Origin of the sequence: Sphingopyxis sp. (assembly GCF_035686825.1) — a bacterium.
Lineage (GTDB): Bacteria > Pseudomonadota > Alphaproteobacteria > Sphingomonadales > Sphingomonadaceae > Sphingopyxis.
The window spans coordinates 230,644-250,532 of record NZ_DASRYZ010000002.1; the positions used below are offsets into that span (position 1 = coordinate 230,644).

General features: G+C 68.8%; 18 protein-coding genes. 7 read left to right on the forward strand and 11 right to left on the reverse strand.

Annotation, left to right across the window (positions count from 1 at the left end):
- Positions 1-12: 12 nt before the first annotated feature.
- The 9 genes from VFG17_RS02350 to VFG17_RS02390 form a co-directional block, all read right to left on the reverse strand.
- A complete protein-coding gene (locus VFG17_RS02350) occupies positions 13-564 on the reverse strand; it encodes a methylated-DNA--[protein]-cysteine S-methyltransferase (RefSeq protein WP_325027861.1) in 552 nt (183 codons plus the stop codon).
- Positions 565-657: 93 nt separating this feature from the next.
- The gene (locus VFG17_RS02355) at positions 658-1,617 is read right to left on the reverse strand and encodes an alpha/beta hydrolase (protein ID WP_325027862.1); all 960 of its coding nucleotides are present in this window, start codon (positions 1,615-1,617) and stop codon (positions 658-660) included.
- Positions 1,618-1,652: 35 nt separating this feature from the next.
- Positions 1,653-4,040, reverse strand: a complete 2,388-nt coding sequence (gene pheT / locus VFG17_RS02360; RefSeq protein WP_325027863.1) for a phenylalanine--tRNA ligase subunit beta — start codon at positions 4,038-4,040, stop codon at positions 1,653-1,655.
- Entirely contained in the window at positions 4,037-5,137 is a 1,101-nt protein-coding gene (gene pheS / locus VFG17_RS02365; RefSeq protein ID WP_325027864.1) for a phenylalanine--tRNA ligase subunit alpha, read from the reverse strand. The genes pheT and pheS overlap by 4 nt, the downstream gene beginning before the upstream one ends.
- A gap of 143 nt (positions 5,138-5,280) precedes the next feature.
- Entirely contained in the window at positions 5,281-6,174 is an 894-nt protein-coding gene (locus VFG17_RS02370; protein ID WP_325027865.1) for a helix-turn-helix domain-containing protein, read from the reverse strand.
- A gap of 331 nt (positions 6,175-6,505) precedes the next feature.
- The gene (gene holA, locus VFG17_RS02375; RefSeq protein ID WP_325027866.1) at positions 6,506-7,537 is read right to left on the reverse strand and encodes a DNA polymerase III subunit delta; all 1,032 of its coding nucleotides are present in this window, start codon (positions 7,535-7,537) and stop codon (positions 6,506-6,508) included.
- Positions 7,534-8,091: an LPS assembly lipoprotein LptE gene (gene lptE, locus VFG17_RS02380; RefSeq protein WP_325027867.1), complete on the reverse strand. Its 558-nt coding sequence runs from the start codon at positions 8,089-8,091 to the stop codon at positions 7,534-7,536. The genes holA and lptE overlap by 4 nt, the downstream gene beginning before the upstream one ends.
- 1 nt (position 8,092) lies before the next feature.
- The gene (gene leuS, locus VFG17_RS02385; RefSeq protein WP_325027868.1) at positions 8,093-10,642 is read right to left on the reverse strand and encodes a leucine--tRNA ligase; all 2,550 of its coding nucleotides are present in this window, start codon (positions 10,640-10,642) and stop codon (positions 8,093-8,095) included.
- A gap of 51 nt (positions 10,643-10,693) precedes the next feature.
- A complete protein-coding gene (locus VFG17_RS02390) occupies positions 10,694-11,155 on the reverse strand; it encodes a DUF3576 domain-containing protein (protein ID WP_325027869.1) in 462 nt (153 codons plus the stop codon).
- A gap of 332 nt (positions 11,156-11,487) precedes the next feature.
- Here VFG17_RS02390 and VFG17_RS02395 point away from each other — a divergent pair, with 332 nt between their 5' ends.
- Positions 11,488-12,150, forward strand: coding sequence for a hypothetical protein (locus VFG17_RS02395; protein WP_325027870.1), 663 nt, complete (start codon positions 11,488-11,490; stop codon positions 12,148-12,150).
- Here VFG17_RS02395 and VFG17_RS02400 read toward each other — a convergent pair.
- Positions 12,123-12,749 carry a thiamine phosphate synthase gene (locus tag VFG17_RS02400; RefSeq protein ID WP_325027871.1) on the reverse strand — a complete coding sequence of 209 codons (627 nt, stop codon included), beginning with the start codon at positions 12,747-12,749 and terminating at the stop codon, positions 12,123-12,125. The genes VFG17_RS02395 and VFG17_RS02400 overlap by 28 nt on opposite strands.
- A 57-nt stretch (positions 12,750-12,806) precedes the next feature.
- Here VFG17_RS02400 and VFG17_RS02405 point away from each other — a divergent pair, with 57 nt between their 5' ends.
- A complete protein-coding gene (locus VFG17_RS02405; RefSeq protein WP_325027872.1) occupies positions 12,807-13,469 on the forward strand; it encodes a YggS family pyridoxal phosphate-dependent enzyme in 663 nt (220 codons plus the stop codon).
- Between the two features lie 161 nt (positions 13,470-13,630).
- Here VFG17_RS02405 and VFG17_RS02410 read toward each other — a convergent pair whose 3' ends face one another.
- Positions 13,631-14,137, reverse strand: coding sequence for a DUF4402 domain-containing protein (locus VFG17_RS02410; RefSeq protein WP_325028293.1), 507 nt, complete (start codon positions 14,135-14,137; stop codon positions 13,631-13,633).
- A 101-nt stretch (positions 14,138-14,238) separates the two neighbouring features.
- Between VFG17_RS02410 and VFG17_RS02415 the strand changes: the two genes are divergently transcribed.
- From VFG17_RS02415 to VFG17_RS02435, 5 genes are all read left to right on the forward strand, one after another.
- Complete coding sequence (locus tag VFG17_RS02415; RefSeq protein WP_325027873.1) at positions 14,239-15,306, forward strand: type III polyketide synthase; 1,068 nt, start codon at positions 14,239-14,241, stop codon at positions 15,304-15,306.
- Entirely contained in the window at positions 15,303-16,031 is a 729-nt protein-coding gene (locus VFG17_RS02420; RefSeq protein WP_325027874.1) for a methyltransferase domain-containing protein, read from the forward strand. Before VFG17_RS02415 ends, VFG17_RS02420 begins: the two co-directional genes overlap by 4 nt.
- Complete coding sequence (locus tag VFG17_RS02425) at positions 16,028-17,125, forward strand: NAD(P)/FAD-dependent oxidoreductase (RefSeq protein ID WP_325027875.1); 1,098 nt, start codon at positions 16,028-16,030, stop codon at positions 17,123-17,125. The genes VFG17_RS02420 and VFG17_RS02425 overlap by 4 nt, the downstream gene beginning before the upstream one ends.
- 90 nt (positions 17,126-17,215) lie before the next feature.
- Positions 17,216-17,623, forward strand: coding sequence for a peptide-methionine (R)-S-oxide reductase MsrB (gene msrB, locus VFG17_RS02430; RefSeq protein WP_325027876.1), 408 nt, complete (start codon positions 17,216-17,218; stop codon positions 17,621-17,623).
- A 53-nt stretch (positions 17,624-17,676) separates the two neighbouring features.
- Positions 17,677-19,887, forward strand: a complete 2,211-nt coding sequence (locus VFG17_RS02435) for a transglycosylase domain-containing protein (RefSeq protein ID WP_414712918.1) — start codon at positions 17,677-17,679, stop codon at positions 19,885-19,887.
- Positions 19,888-19,889 lie beyond the last annotated feature (2 nt).

Here is a 19,889-nt window from a genome sequence, read left to right on the forward strand (position 1 = left end):
AAATAATCTGCTCTAGAAATCGAACCCCTGCTGGACGGGGGGAAGCGGCACGCCTTCGAGTTCGAGCATGCGCGCCTTGGATTGCGAGCCGCCCGGCGCGGAGAATCCGCCGATTCCGCCGCCCGCGGCCATGACGCGGTGGCAGGGGATGATCAGCGGCACGGGATTGGTCGCCATCGCCTGCCCGACCGCGCGGGCCTGTTCGGGACCGGCATCGAGCGCGCGCGCGACAGCGCCATAAGTCGTCGTCTCGCCCCAGCCGAGCATGCGCACATGGTCATAGACGCGCGCGAAGAAGGGCGGCTGCTCGCCCGGATCGACGGCCACTGTGAAAAATTCGATGCGTTCGCCAGCAAAATAGCGGGTCGCGGCGTCGATGACTGCCGCGATTCCGGCGGGCGGCGCGGCGCGAAGCGCGCCGGGCAGGCGGCGCAGCATCGCGCGCTCGGTTTCGGAGGCGGCCGGCGCGGGCAGCCGCAGCGCGGTGACGCCTGCGTCCGCCCAGCCGATCGCCGCGATCCCGGCGGCGGTTTCGAAAAGCTGATACTGGCTTTGCCCGGCCATGCGCGATTCTCCGTCGTTGCCAGAGATATAGGATCCTGCGGCGCCGACGCCATAGAGCGGCGGTGCGACGCGCGGCGGCCGACAGCTTTGGGGTCAGTCGCCCGCCGGCCCCGTCATCGCCGCCGCCGCCGCGAGCAGCCCGCCGTTGAAGCGCTGCGACAAGGCCGCATCGGGAATCGCGTTGAAGGCATGGATCGCGCCGGCATAGCTGTGCAGATCGACGGGTACGCCCGCCGCGACGAGCCGCCGCGCATAGTCGAGATTTTCGTCGAAAAAGAGGTCGAGACTGCCCGTCGCGATATAGGCGGGGGGCAGGCCCGTCAGATCCTCGGCGAGGCTCGGCGAAAACCAGCCGCGCCGCGCGTCGTCGGCCTTGTAGTCGGCCTGCAGCGCGCGCCAGCCGAAGCGGTTGCTCGCGCGCGTCCAGATGAATTCGCCGGTCGCGGGATTGGCATATGGGCAGGCGTCGCCGCCCGTCCGGTGATCGAGCATCGGATAGGTCAGCAGCTGGCCGGCGATCGCGGGTCCGCCGAGGTCGCGCGCCATGATCGCGAGCGCAGCGGCGAGCCCGCCGCCCGCGCTCTCGCCTGCGACGACGATCCGGCGCGCGTCGACGCCGAGCGCGTCGGCCTGCCCCGCGAGCCAGCTCAGCGCCGAATGGCAATCTTCCTGCGGCGCGGGAAAGGGATGTTCGGGGGCGAGGCGATATTCGACCGACACGACCGGCACGCCCGCGGCCGCCGCCAGCGCGGCGGGCCCCACCTGCATCTGTTCGACCGATCCCAGCACCATGCCGCCGCCATGGATATGCAGGATCGCGCCGCTCCCCGGCCGCGGCGCGGCGGGGCGATATAGGAAGACCATGATGTCGGGGCCGCCGTGGATCGACGGCACGATCAGCTTTTCGGGCGCGATGACGGGTGGCGGCAGGAAGGAATAGGTCTCCGCCGCTTTCGCCCGAATCTGCGCTATCGGCGCCGCGTCGAGGTCGACGCGGGGAAACAGATCGATGATCGGCGCGATCTCGCGATCGACGAGGTGGCGGGTGTCCATATCAAACTCTCCCTTTCATCCCGCCGACCCGGTCATCAGCCGCGCAGCGTCGCTCCGACCTTCGCCGCCGCGGCGACCACCTTGTCGGCGATCGCCTTCAACTCGGCATCGGTGAAGCTTTTCTCTTGCGGTTGCAGCTCGACTTCGACCGCCAGGCTCACCTGCCCTTCGGGAACGCCTGCGCCCGCGAAGCGGTCGAACAGCCGCGCATCGACGACGTTCGCCTTGTCGGCGCCGCGGATCGCGCGCACCAGCTCGGCCGCGGTCAGCCCCGCGGGCGCGAGGAAGGCGAAGTCGCGGCGCACCGATTGCAATGCCGGGGGCGCGAAGGCGGCGCGCGCCGGGCCGCTCGCGCGCTTCGCTGGGATCGCATCGAGGAAGATTTGCACCGCGATCACCGGGCCATCGACGTCGAAAGCGCGGGCCAGCGCGGGGTGGAGCGCGCCGAACTCGGCGAGCACCGCCTTGGGACCGAGCCGCAAGGTCGCCGACTGGCCGGGATGCCAGATGTTGCCGTCCGTCACGGCTTCCATCACCTGCAACCGGTCGGCGGGCGCCCCCGCCGCGTCGAGCAGCGCCAGTGCCGCGGCCTTGGCGTCGAACGCGTCGAAGGGCGCGGCTTTGCCCGCCTGCCAGCCGCGCCCGCTTTTGTCGCCCGCCATCAGGATCGCCAGCGTCGGATGTTCGGCGTCGGAAAGATAGCGCCGCCCGATCTCGAACAGGCGGATGCTCTCCGCGCCGCGATTCTGGTTGCGCGCCGCCGCGGTGAGCAGGCCGGGCAGCAGCGACGGGCGCATGACCTTCAAATCTTCGCTGATCGGATTGGCGAGACTCCACGCGCCGCCGCCGAAGGGCGCGGCGTCGGCCTCGCTGATGAACGACCAAGTCACCGCCTCGTCGAACCCGGCGGCCGCCGCGGCGCGGCGCAGGCGGCGCTCGACCATCTGTTCGGGCGTGGCGGTCGGCTTGGCCACGCCATCGGCGCGCGGCAGCGGCACCGACGCGATCGCGTCGAAACCGGTGATGCGCGTGACTTCCTCGACGACGTCGGGCGCGCCGTCCATGTCGCGGCGCCAGCTCGGCACCGACACCTGCCAGCGGCCGCCCTGTTCGATCACCGCGAAACCGAGCGCGGCGAGGATGTCCTTCTGCCGCTCGGGCGCGATCGCGATGCCGCCGAGCGTCGCCGACAGCGCGGGGTCGTAATCGATCACCTTCACCTCGGCGGGCGGCGTGCCCGCGCGCGTCACCGCCGACGGCGTGCCGCCGCAGATGGCGAGGATATGCGCGGTGACGATCGCGGTCGCATCGTCGAGGAATGCGGGGTCGACCCCGCGCTCGAAGCGGCTGCGCGCGTCGCTCGACAGGCCGAGCGCCTGTCCGGTGAGCGCGATGTTTTCGGGGGTGAAATAGGCGACCTCGATCAGCACGTCGGTCGTCGTCTCGCTGCACCCCGAATGCTCGCCGCCCATGATGCCCGCGATGTCGTGGACCTCGCGTTCGTCGGCGATCACCGTCATCGTGTCGGTGAGCGTGTATTCCTTGCCGTTGAGCGCCGTGACGGTTTCGCCATCCTTGGCGCGCCGCGCGACGAGCGCGCCGGTCAGCTTGGCGCGGTCGTAGATATGACTCGGACGACCAAGGTCGAACATCACATAATTGCTGATGTCGACGAGCGCCGAGATCGACCGCTGGCCGACGGCTTCCAATCGGCGGCGCATCCATTCGGGGGCGCTGCCGTTGGTGACGCCGCTGACCGTGCGGCCGAAGAAGGCGGGGCAGGCTTCGACATCGTCGGTGCGGATTTCGGTCGCGGGCGCGCCCTCGCCGGTGACCGTCGGGACGTCGAGCGGCTTCAGCGTGCCGAGCCCGGCGGCGGCGAGGTCGCGCGCGATCCCGCGCACACCCATGCAGTCCTGCCGGTTCGGGGTGATCGATATGTCGACCACCGGGTCATTCGCTCCGCTATAGTCGGCGAAGGGCGTGCCGACCGGCGCGTCGGCGGGCAGCTCGATGATCCCGTCATGGTCGTCGCCCAGTTCGAGTTCGCGCGTCGAGCACATCATGCCGTTCGATTCGACCCCGCGCACCGCGGCGACCTTCAGCTCCATGCCGTTCGCCGGCACGACCGCACCGGGCAGCCCGAGTACGCCGACCAGTCCCGCGCGCGCGTTGGGGGCGCCGCACACGACGGTGAGCGGCGCGCTACCGTCGCCCGTATCGACGGTCAGCACCTGCAGCTTGTCGGCCTGCGGATGCTTTTCGGCGGTGAGCACCTTGGCGACGCGGAAACCCGCGAGCTTCTCGGCGGGGTTTTCGACGCCTTCGACCTCGTGGCCGATGCGATTGAGCGTCGCGACGACATCGGCGACCGAATAGTCGCCTTCGAGATGTTCGCGGAGCCAGTCGAGGGTGATCTTCATGCCGAAATCCCCCCGCTCAGCGTCGGCACCGACAGCGCGCCGAACCCGTAATGCGACAGCCACCTGAGGTCGCCGTCGAAGAAGGCGCGCAAATCGTCCATGCCATATTTGAGCATCGCGAGCCGGTCGACGCCGACCCCGAAGGCGAAGCCCTGCCATTCATCGGGATCGAGCCCGCAGTTCGCGATCACGCGGCGGTTGACCATGCCGCTGCCGAGCAGTTCCATCCACGCATGGCCCGCATCGTCGCCGTTGCCGCCGACGATGCGGCGGCCCTTTTCCTGTTTATAGCCGACATCGACCTCGGCCGAGGGTTCGGTGAAGGGGAAGTAGCTAGGTCGCAGGCGGAGCACGATGTCGTCGCGCTCGAAATAGGCCTTGAGGAAGGTCTCGAGCGTCCACTTGAGATGCCCCATATGGATGCCGCGGTCGATGACGAGGCCTTCGACCTGATGGAACATCGGCGTGTGTGTCGCGTCGCTGTCGCTGCGATAGACGCGGCCGGGCGCGATGATGCGGATCGGCGGCTCCTGCGACATCATCGTCCGGACCTGCACCGGCGAGGTATGCGTGCGCAGCAGCATCGCGCGGCCTTCGGCGTCGTTCATCTGCGAAGGGAAATAGAAGGTATCGTGCATCGCGCGCGCCGGATGCGTCTCGGGAATGTTGAGTGCGGTGAAGTTGCGCCAGTCGTCCTCGATCTCGGGGCCCGTCGCGACCGCGAAGCCCATGTCGGCGAAGATTTCGGCGAGCTCGTCCATCACCTGGCTCACCGGGTGCACGCTACCACGCGGGCTCGCGTCGGCCGGCAGCGTCATGTCGATCGCTTCGGCGGCGAGTTTGAAGTCGAGCGCCGCCGCGTCGAGCACCGCCTTGCGCGCCGCGAGCGCGGCCGTGACCGTTTCGCGCAGGCCGTGGATCGCGGGACCCTGCGCCTGCCGTTCCTCGGGGGTCATGCCGCCGAGCGTCTTGAGCAGCGCGGTGATGCTGCCCGCCTTGCCGAGCGTGGCGACGCGCAGCGCCTCGACCGCACCCGCATCGGCCGCGGCTTCGATGTCGCCCAAGAGCTGGGTCTGGATGGCTTCGATATCGCTCATCGTCATTCGTCCTGTTCCGGCGGCGAAGTCGCCGCCAGCCTCATGTTTCCGTGGTTCCGTGGATAGGCGGCTACCCGCGCGTCCGTCGTCCGCCGCTTGCACCGAACCCGCCGCGCGGGTCAAGCCTGTTGGCGGAAAACGGTCTATCCTGTCGGTTTGTGGAGCCCCTGCACTGCCGCGCCCGCCGCCGCCGCCCGCGCGAACGCCGCGGCGCCCAATATCGGCTTGGGTCGCGCCGCATAGTCGCGCGGGCTCATCCCCATGAAACGCTGAAAATCGCGGGTGAACTGCGCCTGATCATAATATTGATGGTCCATCGTATCGATCCACGCCATCGACGGATCGAGCATGAAGCGCGCGAGGCTGCGCAGGAAGCGTTGGCGGCGCAGCAGCAGCTTTGGCGAAAAGCCGAAGGCGCGGTGGCTCAATCGCTCGATCGAGCGTTCGGAAAGACCGAGCTTCGCCGAAAGGTCGGCGACGCTCGACAAATCATCGTCGACGAGCGCGCGATGCGCGGCGAGAATGGCGGGATCGTCGGGCGGCGCATCGGCGAGCAGCGCGCGGAAATGGGCGTCGATCAGAGCGGCTGCGGCATCGACGTCGTTGGTTCGCCGCAACCGCTCGGCCAGCAGCGCGAATCGGGCAAAGGCGGGATGCGCGCTCCCGTCGCAGAGCCGGTCGGCGAGCGCGTCGGCGGGCAGCGGAACGAATTTTGCCCATCCCATCGGCAGCACGCCGATGCCCCAGGTCCGCATATTGCCCGCCGCGAAATAGGTCGCCTGGCTCGTCGGCCCGGTAACGACGAAGCGCGGCGTTTCGAGGGCGTGCCCGCCGCCGATCGCCGCGAGCGGCGGATCGCCATCGACAAATCGAAGGTTCGCCCATTCCGGGTGCAGATAATCCTCGACCCGCGAACCGTCGGCGACGCGGACCTCGCTCAGATAGATGGTGCTGAGATAGGGGCGCAGCGGTTCCGACAAGGGAAAGAAGCGCGTCGCGACACGCGGGCTGGCGGGAGATGCGTCGCGGTGCGCCATGTTGTTTCATTTTAGCGCGCAAAACGCATGAAAAACAATGTCCCGAAGCGGTGTTCTGTCGGGTTCTTACAATTTTATGGGCTGCCGCTGCTTCATAGTTGCGCTGCCTGCTCCGAACGGGGGGCGTGCAAGGAGAATCGGGCGTGACGCCAGAGGATGGGGCTTGGCGGGGACCTGAAATAGACGACTGATTTTCCGAGCTTCGTTCCGGCCGTCGGCTTCTGCGACCCACGGCTATTCGGCACGGGCGGGGGGCGATGGTTTCCACTGGAACCATTGTCGAGGCGGCCCGGCGCGCGAGCTCCGCGCCGCCTCTTCGTTCGGAGCGGGGCTAGCGCGCCCGCGCAGCCTGATGGGCGATATCGGTCATCAACTTGCGGAACAGCACACCGCCCGCGGTGCCCGACGCCTTGAGCGCGCGCTCGCAGTCGAGCAGGCGGCTCATCAGCCGCGCGATGCGCACCGAATCCCAGATATGCAGCTGCGCGGTCACCGCGTCGCGTTCCTTCCAGAAAATGCCGCTCGATCGCGCCGAGACGACGGTCGCCGGATGCGCGCCGCCATCGACTTCGGCGCGCAGCCGCGCCAGTGCCAGCGCCCGGATCGCGAGCGCGCGGATGATGCGGATTTCGGCGACGCCGACCGCCGCCGCGTTGGCCAGCATCTCGGGCAGATCGCGCACCTTGCCGCCGAGCGCGACGTTGATGCATTCGCTGACATCTTCTTCGTGCGTCGCGGCGCCGAGCGCGGCGATGTCGGCGGCCGTGACCTGCCGCTGGCGGTCGGGCCCGGCGTCGAGGTAGAGCGCGATCTTTTCGATCTCGCGGCGCATCAGCGCCTGATCGCCCGAGACGAGGTCGACGAGCAATTGCGCCTCGCTGTTGGCGATACGCAGCCCCTGCTCCTGCGCCGCCGCCATCGCGATGCCGACGAGCGCGCGCCGGTCGGGCTGGTAACAGATCGCCGCGACGGCATGGTCCGACCCCTCGACCAGCTTGACGAGCTTCGATTTGGCGGTGACCGAGGCGCCCGTCGCGACGACCGGGTTGATCGCGGTTTCGGCGGCGAGCAGCGCCTCGACCGCGGCGAGGCTGTCGTCGCCGCTACCGGTCAGTTCGAGCTTGATGATGCGCGCGGGCGAAAAGAGCGACATCGACGCCGCTTCGGCGGCGAGCAGCGAGGGGTCTTGCGACAGCTGCGATCCGGTCAGGTCGAGCCGCTCGGCCTCCTTGCCGGCAAGGCCGATCAGGCGAGCCGCGACGGCTTCCATCGTCGCTTCGTCGGGGCCCGTCAGGAGGGTGAAGCGAACCGCGGGATCGAGGCGCGTCTGGCGTTCGAGGTCGGCGGGCTTGACGCTCTTCATTGCCCGGCGGGCGCGGGCACGGCGGGTGCGAGCACCGCCCCCGGCTGACCGCCGCCGCGGTTCGCATAGACCGCGAGCCGCGCGACGATCTGGTCGGCGACGCCCGAGGCGAGCCGTTCGAGCGCGGTCGATTCGGCGGCGATCGTCGCATATTCGCTGCCGACGACATCGATCCCGGCGTCCTGCGCCGCGGTTGCGTCGAGCAGCACCGCGCCCGACGCCGAATCGACGAGTTGATAGCGCGCGCGCAGCGTCCGGCGCTCGCGCGTCACCGTATCATCGGCGCGGACGCCGAAGCCGGTGATCGAATCCTCGAGCCGGACGTCGAGGCGGAGGCGCTTGCCCGCGCCCTCGCCGCCCTGCGTCGCTTGCAACCGGTCGCGGAGCGCGTTGCGGACGAGCCAGCCTTCATGCCCCTCGATCGGCGCGACATCGACGTCGGCGAGTATCTGTGCGACCGCCCCCTTGCTGCCATTTGCATAAAGCGGACGCAGCCCGCACCCGCCGAGCATCAGCGAAGCGGCGACGAGCGAGGAGGTCAGAAGGGCGCGCATATCAGGGTACGATATTCACCAAACGGTCGGGCACCACAATCACCTTCTTCGGCGTCGCGCCGGCGAGCAGCTCGACGATACGCGGGCGCGCGAGTGCCGCCGCTTCGGTGGCGTCCTTGTCGAGGCCCTTGGCGATCGTCATCGTATCGCGCAGCTTACCCGCCATCTGAATCGCGATTGTCACCTCGTCATCGACGAGCAGTGCTGGATCGGCGGCGGGCCACGCGGCCTCGGCGATCATCGGCGTTGTGCGCTGGCTTGCCGGCAACGCCGCCCATGCCTCTTCGGCGAGGTGCGGCATCATCGGCGCGACGAGCAGGATCAAAGTGCGGCACGCCTCGGCACGCGTCGCCGAGGGCGGTGCCTTCTCGATCTCGTTCGCGAGCGCGTGAATTTTCGCGACCGCCTTGTTGAAACCGAGCGATTCGATGTCGGCCGCGACGCCCGCGATCGCCTGATGCAGCTTGCGCGCGAGTGCCTTGTCTTCGCCGCCGTCGCCGACATTTCCGGTATCGCCGAACAGGCGCCATAACCGCTGGACGAAGCGCCACGCGCCCTCGATGCCCGCCTCGCTCCACGGTAGATCGCGCTCGGGCGGGCTGTCGGACAGCATGAACCAGCGCGCCGCGTCGGCGCCATATTGGTCGAGGATGGCGTCGGGATCGACGACATTCTTCTTGGACTTCGACATCTTGATCACGCGGCCGATCTCGACGGCGGCGCCGTCGGCGGTCAGCGTCGCGCTCTCGGCGCCGCGATCGACCTCGTCGGGAGTGAAGAAGAGCGGCGGCAAGCCTTCGCCCTGGCTGCGGCTATAGGTCTCGTGCGTCACCATGCCCTGGGTGAACAGGCTCGCGAAGGGCTCGGCGATGTCGATCATCCCCATATGCTTGAGCGCGCGCGTCCAGAAGCGCGCATAGAGCAGGTGAAGGATCGCATGCTCGATGCCGCCGATATATTGGTCGACGGGCAGCCAGCGGCGAATGACCTCGGGGTCGAAAGGCTTGTCACTCGGCGCCGACGCGAAGCGCAGGAAATACCACGACGAATCGACGAAGGTATCGAGCGTATCGGTCTCGCGTTGCGCCTCGCCGCCGCACGACGGGCATGGGACATGCTTCCACGTCGGATGGCGGTCGAGCGGATTGCCGGGGACCGAGAAATCGGCGTCCTCGGGCAGCACGACGGGCAGCTGGCTCTTGGGAACCGGCACCATGCCGCAGGCGGCACAATGGATGAACGGGATCGGCGTGCCCCAGTAACGCTGGCGCGAGACGCCCCAGTCGCGCAGGCGCCACACGGTGGTGCCCTTGCCCCAGCCCTCATGCTCGGCGCGCGCGATGACGGCCGCCTTGGCTTCGTCGATCGTCATGCCGTCGAGAAAGTGGCTGTTCACGAGGCGGCCGGGGCCGGTGTAGGCCTCGGTCCCGGTGAAATGCTGTTCGGTCTCGTCGCCGTCGGCGATCACGCGGTAGACGGGAAGCTCATATTTATGCGCGAAGTCGAGGTCGCGCTGGTCGTGCGCGGGACAGCCGAAGATCGCGCCGGTGCCATAATCCATCAGCACATAGTTCACGACCCAGACGGGCAGATGCCAATCGGGGTCGAGCGGATGCTCGACCGAAATTCCGGTGTCGAAACCCATCTTCTCGGCGGTGTCGAGCTGCTCGGCGGCGGTCCCCTGACGGCGGCACTCCTCGATGAAGGCGGCAAGCTCGGGCGAGTCCTTGGCGAGGCGTTCGGCGAGCGGATGGTCGGGCGAAATCGCCGCGAAGCTCGCGCCGAACAGTGTGTCGGGGCGCGTCGTGAAGACGTCGAAGCCGACCGCGCCGCCGGCGAGCTTGAAGCTGAATTCGAGCCCCTGCGACTTGCCGATCCAGTTCTCCTGCATCAGCCGGACCTTGTCGGGCCAGTTGTCGAGGCTGCCCAATCCTTCGAGCAACTCCTCGGCGAAGTCGGTGATCTTGAGGAACCACTGCGACAATTTCTTCTTTTCGACGAGCGCGCCCGAGCGCCAGCCGCGCCCGTCGATCACCTGCTCGTTCGCGAGCACGGTCATGTCGACGGGGTCCCAGTTGACGTAGCTGTGCTTGCGCGTGACGAGCCCTGCGGCGAACAGGTCGAGGAACAAGGCCTGTTCCTGCCCATAATAGTCGGGTTCGCAGGTCGCGAGTTCGCGGCCCCAGTCGATCGCGAGGCCGAGGCGCTTGAGCTGGCCGCGCATCGAGGCGATATTGTCGCGCGTCCAGCCGCCCGGATGCACGCCCTTTTCCATCGCGGCATTTTCGGCGGGCATGCCAAAGGCGTCCCAGCCCATCGGATGCAGGACGTCGTGCCCGGTCATCCGCTTGAACCGCGCGAGCACATCGCCCATCGCATAGTTGCGCACATGCCCCATATGGATGCGCCCCGAGGGATAGGGGAACATCTCGAGGATATAGGCTTTCGGCTTATCCACCGTATCGGTCGTGGCAAAGCTGTTCGCCGCCTCCCACGCCGCTTGCCAGCGGGCATCGGCGGCGAGGGCGCCAAAGCGCGTTTCGCGGGTCATTCGTCGGTTACCCCGTTAGTCTGTGTGGGCGCGCGGACGCGCGCCGCCGGATTAGTCCCTGATGGCGCTGCGGCGCAGGTCGCGCGCGCGGGTGAGGATGATTTCCTCGAGCTTCTGCACGGTGGCCGCCTGCACCGGCGCATCGACCCAGGCGCCGCCCTGCGACACCTGCCGCGACGCCGCGATGCGCAGCGCGTCGGCGCGCAGGTCCTGGTCGAGGATCGACACGGTGACCTTCATCCGCTCGCCCGGGTTCGACGGATTCGCGTACCAGTCGGTGATCACGACGCCGCCCGCGCTGTCGGCTTGGAGCAGCGGCATGAACGACAGCGCGTCGAGCGAGGCGCGCCACAGATAGCTGTTCACACCGATCGTCGTCACCTGGCTGGCGGCGAGGTCGGCGCGCGGCCGTTCTTTGCCCGCGCACGCTGAAAGGCCGAGCGCCGCAAGTCCGAGCAGCGCGAGCGTGGCCGGACGGCGACCGATCGTGGCAAGGACAGAAAGCTGGGACATGCCGATAACACCTTATCTTTTTGAGCCCGCCCGAACGTAAGAAAATCGGCCGCGCATAACGGAATTGCCAGCGTCTCTATCGCCCTTGCCGCCACCCTGCAAGCGCGGCAATTCCCGCCGCGACATCATTCAGATTCTGGTCAGATTCGATCCGCACTGTGACGATCGCGCAACAATTTTTGCAAAAAGCGGAATCGTTGCAACAATTTGGCGGGATTCGCTGGTATTATCGGACCGGCGGTCCTATTTGACGAGTCGATTGGGGTTGGAGTCGCAGAGCAATGGCGCGGACATCGCGACATTTTTGGAAAGCAGGTCTCACCGCTTTGGCGGTGGCTTCGCTTGCGCTGCCGCCGGCCCTCGCTGCGATGTCGAACGCCGACCGCATTCGCGACACCGCGCTTTCGGAAACCTTGCTGGGCCAGTTCACCCCGGCGTCGGGCGACGAAAGGCTGATCGCGCGCTATAACAAGATGTCGGCCGAACAGCGCGGCAACTTCAGCTTCACGCCCGCCCTGACCGACAGGGCCCGTCAGAACCGCGCGATCACCGTCGTGATTCGCGCCCGCGACGATGCGACGAGCGCCGCGCGCACCTCGGCGCTGGCGGCGGGCCGCACCGCGCCGGTCGCGATCGCGCCGGTCAAATATAATCTCGGCGCGTCGGTCGGCTTCGAAAAATTCGTCACGCCGTCGCTGCCGCGCGGTACCGATCTTCGCAACCTGCCGGTCGCCAAGGCGCCCGAACAGGACGAGAAAAAGTCACGCTTCGCCACGCGTATGGTGAACCGCCCAAGCGACCCGAGCGGGGCAACCGATCGCGTCACCGCTCCCGGCGAGGCGTCCGCCGTCGATGTCGTCAGCAGCTATCGCCTGACCAAGAATATCGATGTGACCGCGGGCGTCCGGTACCGGAGCGACGACCGCGTCGAACCGCTCACCGATTCGCGCCGCGACAGCCAGGCGGTCTATATCGGAACCGCGTTCCGCTTCTGACGCGCCCGGCGCTTCGCCGCCTTTTCATCCCAGGCATCGACCGCAGCCCAGCCGTGCGCGCTTCCGCTCGCCAGCTTTAGTCGGCGCGCCCGCGCCTCGGTCATTCCGCCGAGCGCGACCGGCGTCGCCGCTGTGAGGCGCGCGAGCCGCAGCCAGGCCGCCCGGCCGAGCGCCGAGCCCCCGGGATGCGAGCGGGTCGGATAAAGCGGCGAGATGAAGACGGCGCCGGGCCCGGCCCGGCGCGCGCGGCGCGCCTCGGGCACGTCATGGACCGGCATCGTCACCAGCAGCCCGAGCCGGCGCGCCTGCTTCGCCCGGTCGGCGTCGCGCTGGCGCAGGTGGACGCCGTCGGCGCCCCAGCGCCGCGCCATATCGGGAGATCCCGCAAGCAGGACAACGAGCCCCCGCGCCCTCGCGGTGCGCATCAGCCGCCGGAGCAGGCGCCAGCGGGCCCCGGACGCCAGCCCGTCGTGCCGGAAAATGACGCCGCTGCCGGGCGGCAACAGCGCGGCGAGCGCGACAGGACCGGTCCGCGTCCGCTCGTCGCTGAACAGCCATCGCATCGGAATTTGGAGGGGCAAGGGGTGGCGCGGGCGCATCGCGCTTTCTATAGGCGCGTCGCGAGCGCGTGCAACGCGCGGTATGAAAGCGAGACGATGAGCGAAGCAGCAGAGCGGCTGGCCGAAGTGCAAGGACATATCGCCGACGCGGCGAAGCGCGCGCAGCGCGAGGCCTGCGCGATCTGCCTGATCGCGGTGTCGAAGACGCACGACGCGCCGACGATCCGCCCGCTGATCGCGGCGGGTCAGCGCCATTTCGGCGAGAACCGGGTGCAGGAAGCGGCCGCCAAATGGCCCGAACTGCGCGCCGAAACGCCCGGCATCATGCTGCACCTGATCGGTCAGCTGCAATCGAACAAGGCCGAAGAAGCGGTAGGGCTGTTCGACGCGATCCACTCGGTCGACCGCGCGTCGCTGGTGCAGGCGCTCGCCAAGGCGTGCGCCAAGGCGGGCCGGCAACCGCAGCTGTTCGTGCAGGTCAATATCGGCGACGAGGAGCAAAAGGGCGGCTGCGCCGTCGCCGACCTGCCCGCGCTGCTCGCCGAAGCCACGGAAGCGGGGCTGACGATCGACGGCCTGATGGCGATCCCGCCCGCCGATATCGAGCCCGCGCCCTTTTTCGCGCTGCTCGACGAACTCGCCGAACGCCACGGCCTGCCGCTGCGCTCGATGGGGATGAGCGGCGATTATGAGAGTGCGGTGATGCTCGGCGCGACGCATGTGCGCGTCGGGACGGCGCTGTTCGGCGCGCGGGGTTGAAGGTCCGCTAGCGGCGGAAATCAGCCGTCGCCCCCGCGAAGGCGGGGGCCGCTGTCGGTTTACGCGGGCGCCGCCGAGTAAGGCCGCTAGCGGCCCCCGCCTTCGCGGGGGCGACGGTTATGTGGAACGTCCGCTCACCACCCCCAAAGCCGACCTTCGCCCTACTGATACTCCACCGTCACCGGAATCCGCCCACGATAATTCCCATCGTCGAGCGCCGCGACCTGCAAGCGGCCGCCGAAGCGGAACTGCAACCGGCCGTCGGCGCCAAGGCGCGGCGCCGCCGACAGGTCGGTGACAAGGCCGGTGACCCGTGCGGTGCGGCCATGGCCCCCCTCCAGGTCGACGCTCGCCGGCAGGATCACGCGCACTTCGGCGCCCGGCGCGCCGCGCACGGTCACGACGCCGCTCAGCGCGTAGCCGCCCAGATCGACGACATCGCCGCGCACCCGGCGCGCGCCCGACACCGGATCGAGCTCGACCTCGCCGCCCATCGCGCCGACGGCTACGCGGCCCATATCGAGCCGGGTTTCGACTTCGACGCGCAGCGGCGTTTCGGTCGCGCGAGGCGCGGCGCCGCCCGATTTGTCCTGCGCGCAGAGCAGGCACGGCGCCGCAATGACGGGCGCGCCGCCAAGGGCCAGGGCGAGGCCGAAGAAAAGACGCATTTTCACGCCCGCCCGCATAGCCCGGCCGTGGTTAATCCGGGGTAAAGTGGGCCGGGCGCTAATCGCTGGTCTGTCCTCCGCTTTTCGGCCACACCTGCGCGATGACCACGCCCCCGCTCCCCCACCTGAATGCCCTCGCCACCGCGGTTCCGGGGCATGACATCCATCGGGCCTTCATTGATTGGGCGGCGCCGCGGCTCGGCGACGAGCGCGTGCGCGCGCTCTTTACGCGGATGGCGGCGCGCTCGGGGATCGACCATCGCTGGTCGGTGCTGCCGCCGACCCCGGGGGGCGGGTCGCCGGTCGCGGCGGGCGGCTTCTACGACGTTCCCGGATTGCCGCCGACATCGGTCCGCATGGCCGCCTATGCGGAGCATGCGCCAGACCTCGCGATGCAGGCGGTCGCGGCATTGGGCGACGCGCTCGATCCGGCGCGGATCACCCATCTGGTCGTCGCGAGCTGCACCGGTTTCGTCGCGCCCGGGATCGACCAGATTCTCGCGCGGCGGCTGGGGCTGTCCGCAACCGTCGAACGCGTGCTGATCGGCTTCATGGGCTGTTATGCCGGGGTCACCGCGCTGCGCACCGCGCGGCACATCGTGCGGTCCGAACCCGGCGCCGTCGTGCTGGTGGTCAGCGTCGAGCTGTCGACGCTGCACCTCGCGCCCGCCGACGAGGCCGAGCCGCTGCTGATGATGCTGCAATTCAGCGATGGCGCGGCGGCGGGGATCGTCTCGGCCGCGCCGCGCGGACTCGAACTGGGTGAGGGCCGCAGCCTCGCGCTCAAGGACAGCGAAGATCTGATCCGCTGGGACATCGGCGACAAGGGCTTCGAGATGATATTGTCGGGTGAGGTGCCGGGGCGGCTGCGCGAGGCGTTGGCGGACCCGGATGTGCAACACGAGCTGTTCGGCGATGCCGGCGCGCCGCCGCTGCTCGCGGTCCACGCCGGCGGCCGCTCGGTGCTCGACGCGGTCGAACACGCGCTCGCCGTTCCGGCGGAAGCGCTCGCCGACAGCCGGGCGGTGCTGGCGCGGTTCGGCAATATGTCGTCGGCGACGATCCTTTTCGTGCTCGCCGACATGATGGCGCGCGGAGCGAGCGGCGAGGGCGTCGCGATCGCCTTCGGCCCCGGCCTCGCCGCCGAGGCGATCCGGTTCCGGGCATGAACCCCTTCGCCAGCCTTCGTGTCCCGATCGCGCGCGAGGAGGAAATGGACGCCGCCGACCTGCCGCCCGATCGCTATGCGCGCGTGCTCGCCGACCTGTCGCGGATCAACGTGCTGACGCTGGCGCCGCGGCCGACGCTGGGGTTTCTGGGCCGGGTGCGCGCGCGCGGCATGGAAACAAGCGGCACGGGAACGCGGCCGTGGCGCATCCTCGACATCGGCTTCGGCGCGGGCGACATGCTCGCGCGGATCGCGCGCTGGGGCGAACGCCGCGGCGTCGCGCTCGATCTCGCCGGGGTCGACCTCAACCCGAAGAGCGAGGCCGTCGCGCGTGCGCGGCTCGGCGACCGGGCGCGGCTCATCACCGGCGATTACCGCGATCTGGCGGGGCAGGGGTGGGACATCATCCTGTCGAGCCTCGTCAGCCACCATATGACGCCCGCGCAGCGCACCGAATTTCTGCATTTCATGGAAGGCGAGGCGGCGCGCGGCTGGCTGGTCAACGACCTCCACCGCCGGCGCCTGCCCTTCGTCGGCTATCCCGTGCTCGCCACTCTGGCGTTCGTCGATCCTATCGTGCGGCGCGACGGGCAACTATCGGTCGGGCGCAGTTTCCGCCGCGCCGAATGGACGGCGATGCTGGCGGAGGCGCTGCCCGATGTGGCGAGCGAATGCCGCATCTTTCGCAGCTTCCCCTATCGCCTTTGCGTCGAGCGTATCCGGTGAACGACGCGATCGTCGTCGGCGCCGGGCCCGCCGGGTCGGCGGCGGCGGTCGGGCTTGCACGCGCAGGTGCAAAGCCCTTATTGCTCGACCGCGCGCGCGAAACGGGCGATGCGCTGTGCGGCGGTTTCCTGAGCTGGCGGACGCTGGCGCGGCTCGATGCGCTCGGAATCGACCGGGCGTCGCTCGGCGGGCAATCGGTTCGCTTCGTGCGCCTGTTCGCGGGCGAGCGGCGAAGCGAAACGATGCTGCCGGGCGAAGCCATAGGGGTGTCGCGCCGCCGGCTCGACGGCTTGTTGCAGGCGGCCGCGGTCGCCGCAGGCGCGGGCCTCGAACGCGGCGTCCATGCGACGGCGCTCGAGGACGGCGCGGTGCAGACGCGCGATGGCGCGACGCTGGCGGCGCCCTCGATCTTCCTTGCGACCGGCAAGCACGGCTTTCGCGGTTTCCCGCGCGACCCCGCCGGATGGCAGCGCGGCGATCCCGTCATGGGGTTGCGGCTGCGGCTGCCCGCGCATCCCGCGCTCGCCCGGCTGGTCGGCGATGCGGTCGAGCTGCATCTGTTCGATCGCGGCTATGCCGGGCTGGTGCGGCAGGAGGACGGTGGCGGCAATCTGTGCCTCGCGGTCCATAAATCGCGGCTCGACGAAGCGAACGGCGATCCGGCCGCCCTGCTTCGCACCTTGGGTAGCGCGTTGCCGCACCTTGGCGAGCGGCTGGCGCACGCCGACTGGTCGCAAGACGTCGATGCGATCGGCCACGTCCCTTATGGCTGGCGAACCGCCGAAAGCGTGCCCGGCCTGTTCCGGCTCGGCGATCAGGCGGGGGTAATCCCCAGCCTTGCGGGCGAAGGCATGGGGCTTGCCCTCGCGAGCGCCGCGGCTGCTGCCGCTGCGTGGTGTGACGGTGGCGGCGATGCGGCACCCGCATATCAGAAGCGCCTCGCGGCGACGATGACGCGCCCCTTCGCACTCGCCAATCTCGTCTGGCGGATGGGCGAAAATCGGCGCACGGCGGGAGCCATGACGAGCATGGCGTCACTTTTTCCGGCTTTGGTACGAATGATGTCAGCGGCGACGCGGATCGAGCCCCGCTGACCGCTCACCCCCTTGCGAGAACGGGGCGCCGCGCCGATATTGTGACCAACAGCGACGGGAATGAAATGGCCCGTCGGAAGGAGATTCTCCATGACCGACCCGAAAACCGAAAAGACGCTCGATCCGATGGCGCATCATGTGCTGCGCGAAGGCGGCACCGAACGCGCGTTCACCGGCAAATATACCGACCACAAGGGCGATGGCGTCTATCATTGCGCCGGATGTGGCGCGCCGCTCTTCGACAGCCACACCAAATATGACAGCGGGTCGGGCTGGCCGAGCTATACCGCGCCCGCCGGGAGCTCCGCGGTGAGCGAACATCGCGACGCGAGCCACGGCATGGTCCGCACCGAAGTGCGCTGCGCCAAGTGCGAAGGCCACCTAGGCCATGTCTTCCCCGACGGCCCCGGACCGGAGGGCCTGCGCTATTGCATCAACAGCGCGGCGCTTGACTTCGCGGACCGCGGGCAGGATGAGGCGTCAACCGGCGAAGGCTGACACGCCCTCGCTACTGACGCATCAGGGGCGACGCGAGGGAAGGAATACGGGCTTTGCGCCGCGAAAGACAGCAAGCTTCGTCGAATAAATCGTCATCGTCCAGCAAGCGCAGCGGCACGCCCCGTGGTGAGCCGCCGCGCTGGCGCGTGTGGCTGCGCCGCGCCCTTCGCTGGGGCCTCGGCCTCGCCGTCGTCGGCCTCGTCGCGCTCGGCGTTGCGGTCGGCATCGCGGTGCAGCGCATGCCGAGCTTCGAAGAACTCAAGAAATCGCCCGCGGGGCAGACGATCCGCGTCCGCGCCGCCGACGGCACGGTCTTTCTGTCGCTCGGGCCCAATTACGGCCGCTGGCTGACCCTCAGGGAAACGCCGCAGGTGATGCAGGATGCGATGGTCGCGGTCGAGGACCGGCGCTTTCGCTATCATCCGGGCGTCGATCCCGTCGGCATGGCGCGCGCCGCGGTGTTCGCGGCGCAGCATTACGGCACCGGCCGCCGACTGCAGGGCGCCTCGACGATCACGCAGCAGCTCGCGCGCAACATCTTCCTGTCGAACAGCTATACCTGGGCGCGCAAGATGCGCGAGATGGTCCTGTCGCTCGCGCTCGAATGGAAATTCTCGAAGGACGAGATACTCGAACTCTATCTGAACAAGGTCTATTTCGGTGGCGGCAGCTATGGCATCGACGCCGCGTCGAACAGCTTCTTCGGCCATAGCGCGACCGAAATGTCGCTGTCCGAAGCCGCGGTGATCGCCGGGCTCGTCAAGGCGCCGTCGCGCTATTCGCCCACCGCCGACGCGCAGGCCGCGCTCGGCCGCGCCGGTGTCGTGCTCGACGTCATGGTCGATGCGGGCGTCATCACGCAGGCGCAAGCCGACGCCGCCGAGCCCGCCAACGTTCAGCTCGCAAAGGAAACCGGGCAGAACAGCGCGCGCTATTTCAGCGACTGGGCGCTGCCGCAGCTCGACATGCTGATCGACGAGGGCAGCGAGGCACTCGACGTCTACACCACGATCGACCTCGGCATGCAGCGCGCGGCGACTGCGGCGATCCAGGCCGACACGCCGAAAGGCGTGCAGGGCGCACTGGTGTCGCTCGACCGCGACGGCGCGGTGCGCGCCATGGTCGGCGGCCGCGATTATGTCGCGTCCAACTACAACCGCGCGACGCAGGCGCTGCGCCAGCCGGGATCGGCGTGGAAATTGTTCGTCTATATGGCGGCGCTCGAGGCGGGCTATAAGGTCAATGACCCGGTCGTCGACGAGCCCGTCACGATCAACGGCTGGAGCCCGCGCAATTCGTCCGGCCGCTTCGCGGGCACGATGGATCTGCGCAGCGCCTTCGCCTATTCGGTCAACACCGTCGCGGCGAAGCTCGGCGACGAAGTCGGATTCTCGGCGGTCGCGAACATGGCGCGCCGCTTCGGCATCACGACGCCCGTCAACACCCATCCCTCGATGGTGCTCGGCAGCGCCGAGGTCCGCGTGATCGACATGACCGCCGCTTTCGCCGCGGTTTCGCGCGGAGGCGTGTCGGTGCAGCCTTATGGCATCACCAAGGTGACGACGGCCGGCGGCGAACTGCTCTACCAGCGTCCCGCCGAGCGCGGGACCACACTCGTCGATCATTGGGTGGCCGCCGGGATCACCGATCTTTTGCAAACTGCGGTGAACACCGGCACCGGCCGGGCGGCGCAGATCGGCCGCCCCGTCGCGGGCAAGACCGGCACGACGTCGAGCAACAAGGACGGCTGGTTCCTCGGATTTTCGAGCGGGATCACCACCGGCGTCTGGATGGGCCGCGACGATGCCAAGCCCGTCGGCGGGCTGCAGGGCGGTCGGGCGCCTGCCAGAGCCTTCGCCGATTATATGCGCGTCGCGGTCGCGCGGCGCCCGGTCGAGCAGTTCGACACCGAAGTCGTGCTGCCCGAATGGCAGCTCGAGGACGAAGACGAAGCCTATATGGGCGAGCCCGGCGAAGACGGTTTCGTCGACGAGAATGGCATGCCGATCGAGCTCCCCTATGACAGCCGGCCCCCCGAAATGACGGGGCCGATGCCGCCGCCGGCCGACGAAGGGCCCGTGCTCGACCAGCAATGGATCGAGGAGCAGACCGGGCGGCGGCCGCCCGCCGAGAATGGCGCACCGCCCCCCAATGGCGCGGCGCCGAAGAACGGCGGCCAGCCCAGAATCGTCACGGTGCCGAAGGTCGTGCCGCCGCCGGCGCGGCCGCCGCAACAGCGCCCGCCGTCGGACCCTTCTGACTAAAG